Genomic DNA, 3,357 nt, shown 5'->3' on the forward strand with positions numbered 1-3,357 from the left:
CAGGTTAATCTTTAATTTGCTTGATCTGCTGAACCATTGACAATTCTTCATTAGTTGGGATAACTAAGATTTTAATAGTTGAATCCGCAGCCGAAATCACGCCTTCTGTTTGCCGCTGATTTAAACTTGCATCAAGCTTAAAACCAAGAATTGCTAATCCACTAACAATTTGCTGTCGCAAACCAGCATTATTTTCACCAATTCCGCCGGCAAAAATCAAAGCATCAGCACCAGCTAACTCAGTATAGTAGGCTCCAACATATTTAATGATCCGATTGACAAAAATTTCAATTGCTAATTGAGCGCGCTGATCATGATCCTTTGCTGCTTCAATATCACGCATATCTGGTGAAATCCCCGAAATTCCTAGTAAACCTGATTTTTGGTTCAAAATATTTAAGACATCTGCGACGGAGCAATCTAGTTTTTTCATTAGATAAGGAATTACCGACGGATCAATATCGCCGGAACGTGTTCCCATCGTTACCCCAGTCAGCGGAGCAAACCCCATTGAAGTATCAAAGGCCCGGCCATTTTTTTCAGCGGCTACCGAAGCTCCGCTGCCTAGATGTAAACTTATCATTTTTAATTGATCGTAAGGTTTACCTAATAGTTTGGCTGCCCGTCTAGAAATATAATCATGGCTAATTCCATGTTCACCATAACGTCTAATTCCAAATTTTTGAGTATCTTCATAAGGTAGACTGTAGATAGCATTGCTTTCTGGTAATTTAGTAAAAAATTGGCTGTCAAATACGGCATATTGTGGTGTCTGTGGCAGCATTTGCTGAAAAATTTCAATATATTTAACCTCATTGGGATTGTGCAACGGAGCAAAATCATTCAGCTTTTTCAACTCAGTAATTTTCTGACCGGTCATTAAGGTGGCCTGTTTAAATTCAGTGCTGCCAGCAACGACCCGGTGACCAACTGCTGAAAGTTCCGTAAAATCATTAACAAGTTTTAATGATTTTAGTTTTTAAAAATTAAATCAGCTGCTGCTTCATAGGTCAGTTGGTCAAAATGATCCGTAGCCTTTTTGCCTTGATATTTAGTAGTCATTATCGAATTCGGCATTTTGATGCGTTCTACCAAACCCGAAGCAAGTGGCTTTTGCGTTTCATCTGCAAACAGTTTCCACTTGACTGACGAACTGCCTGCATTGACTAATAAAATTTTTTTCATGCTACAACCTCCAAAGTAATTAATAAATGACTGATTCCTTACTGTTTAATTCTTCTACATATCAAGCATACCAAAAAAATGCTAAAATTCTACCATAGTTAAATAAAAAAATTTATTAAGGAGCCTGCTAATTATGATTAAACAATGCGCTACTAAGCCATTTAATTGGTTAGATGTAACTGATCTTGATCAAAATGATAAACGTATGTTATTAAAACATCATCAATTAAATCCATTAAGTATTGAGTACGCGACTGATCGTCATGAACGAGCACACTATCTTAATGATCTTGATCAACAAACTTCATTAATCATTTTTAATTTACCGTTGCCAAAATCAGCTGTAGTCAATCAACAACCATCCATGCATTTTACGACTAGTCCTTTGACTTTCATTATTAAGAAAGGAGATTTATTTACCTTTCATAATTCACAATTCAACCAGCTAATCAAGCAGTTAAAAGCGCTTTTATCACAGCACGATACTTGGACACCAAAGAGCTTCGTCTTAGAGGCTTTGTTTGCCGGGACTCACTACTACGATCAAATAATTGAACAGCTTAATGATCAAAGAAGCAACTTGGTTGATAATCTTGATCAAAAAATTCAAAACCAAGATCTACTGGCCCTAGCTGAGATTGAAAAAAGTTTTGTCTACATTTTAAGTGGCGCGCAAACCAACTTGATGCTGCTTGAAAAAATCGCTCAAGCCAAGGAAACTGGCAAGACTAAGCGAATTGAACATAAAGCAGTTATAAAATTATTGATTGAAGCCCGACAAGCTGAACAAATGGCTAAAATCTCATTGGATGTGACTGAACGCCTGACGGCAACCTCTAATAATTTGTTGAACAACAACCTGAATGATACGATGAAATTTCTAACCGTCTGGTCGCTGGTTCTAACTATTCCAACAATTGTTACTGGATTTTATGGGATGAATGTCTTTTTACCATTGGCCAAGTACCCAGCAGCTTGGCTCTTAATTATTGTGCTAATGGTATTTTTAATGCTGATTCTTTGGTATTATTTGAAAAAGCACCGTTTCATTTAAAGCTTTATCACAAAGATTACAAAAATCATGTATTTTGTAATCTTGGAGCTTTTTTCTCTGATTTTGAAGAAAATGCTAAAAAAAAAATATATTTTTGAGTGTTTTTAAATACTTTTTCTCCAATTTTTGGTAATATTCATCGAAAAGATCTTGGACGATATTTTCTTGAAATTTGTAGTCTCTAATCATTGATCCACCAGCCTTTATATTTATTAAGCGCTTTCAGCATTAAGAGGCCCTAATCCTTTTTATTACAAAAATCAGCCTAATATTACAAAAAAAGCCTGAAGAGTAATTTATCTGCTATTTTCCTGTTATATTCAGCCGATATACTAAACAATGTTGATTCGATAAGTTGATTGTCAATTCAAATTTTAGAATTTTAGGCAATTATGTCATTAAATACAGGAGTGAAAATTACAGATGGACATAAAGAAAATTTTGTTATCGGCTGCAACAGTAACTGGAATTATGACAGCTGGAACAGTAGCTGCCAATGCAGATACCGTATCCGTCAAGGCCGGAGATACAGTTTCCGAACTTGCCCATGAATACGGCACAACAGTTTCTGATATTCAAACTGAAAATAATTTGAGTAACGTTAACATGATCTATGTTGGACAGCAATTAAACGTTAATGGGACTAATAGTGCTACTACCCAAACTACTAGCAGCAATTCTACGGCTAATAGCAGTACCACAACTTCAAGTAATACTACTACTACTCAAAGTCAAAGTACTACGCCAGCAACTAACAATACCGTAACTGCATCAACAACTAACAGCAGTGTTTCAACTGTTGCTAATACTTCGGCTAGTGAAAATGCAGCAAAGGCTTGGATTGCTGCCCGTGAATCAGGTGGTTCTTACACTGCACAAAATGGTAATTATTATGGCAAATATCAGCTTTCTAAGTCATATTTGAATGGTGATTACTCAGCAGCTAATCAAGAAAGAGTTGCTACTCAATATGTAACAAGCCGTTATGGATCTTGGCAAGGTGCCGTTAACCATTGGAAGACATATGGTTGGTATTAAAATAGAAATTCTTAATTAAAAGAATTAATAGTAAAAAGGCATAATTCCTTTTCTAGGAGTTATGTCTTTTTTGTTTGCTT

At 35.7% G+C, this 3,357-nt stretch carries 2 protein-coding genes and 1 pseudogene; 2 read left to right on the forward strand and 1 reads right to left on the reverse strand.

The window, feature by feature from the left end:
- Nucleotides 1-4: 4 nt before the first annotated feature.
- A pseudogene (locus ON15_RS11065) lies at nucleotides 5-1,185 on the reverse strand (acetate/propionate family kinase).
- 133 nt (nucleotides 1,186-1,318) lie between these two features.
- Here ON15_RS11065 and ON15_RS11070 point away from each other — a divergent pair.
- Together ON15_RS11070 and apf are read left to right on the forward strand one after the other, a co-directional pair.
- Nucleotides 1,319-2,239: a magnesium transporter CorA family protein gene (locus ON15_RS11070; protein WP_010581557.1), complete on the forward strand. Its 921-nt coding sequence runs from the start codon at nucleotides 1,319-1,321 to the stop codon at nucleotides 2,237-2,239.
- Between the two features lie 423 nt (nucleotides 2,240-2,662).
- Nucleotides 2,663-3,277, forward strand: coding sequence for an aggregation-promoting factor (gene apf, locus ON15_RS11075; protein WP_010581558.1), 615 nt, complete (start codon nucleotides 2,663-2,665; stop codon nucleotides 3,275-3,277).
- The last annotated feature ends 80 nt before the right edge of the window (nucleotides 3,278-3,357 follow it).

It is taken from the genome of Liquorilactobacillus vini DSM 20605, assembly GCF_000255495.1.
GTDB classification, from domain to species: Bacteria; Bacillota; Bacilli; order Lactobacillales; family Lactobacillaceae; genus Liquorilactobacillus; species Liquorilactobacillus vini.

Excerpts from the sequence above, each read along its gene's own strand:
- ON15_RS11070 (WP_010581557.1), top strand. The coding sequence starts at position 1,319 with ATGATTAAACAATGCGCTACTAAGCCATTTAATTGGTTAGATGTAACT.
- apf (WP_010581558.1), top strand. The coding sequence starts at position 2,663 with ATGGACATAAAGAAAATTTTGTTATCGGCTGCAACAGTAACTGGAATT.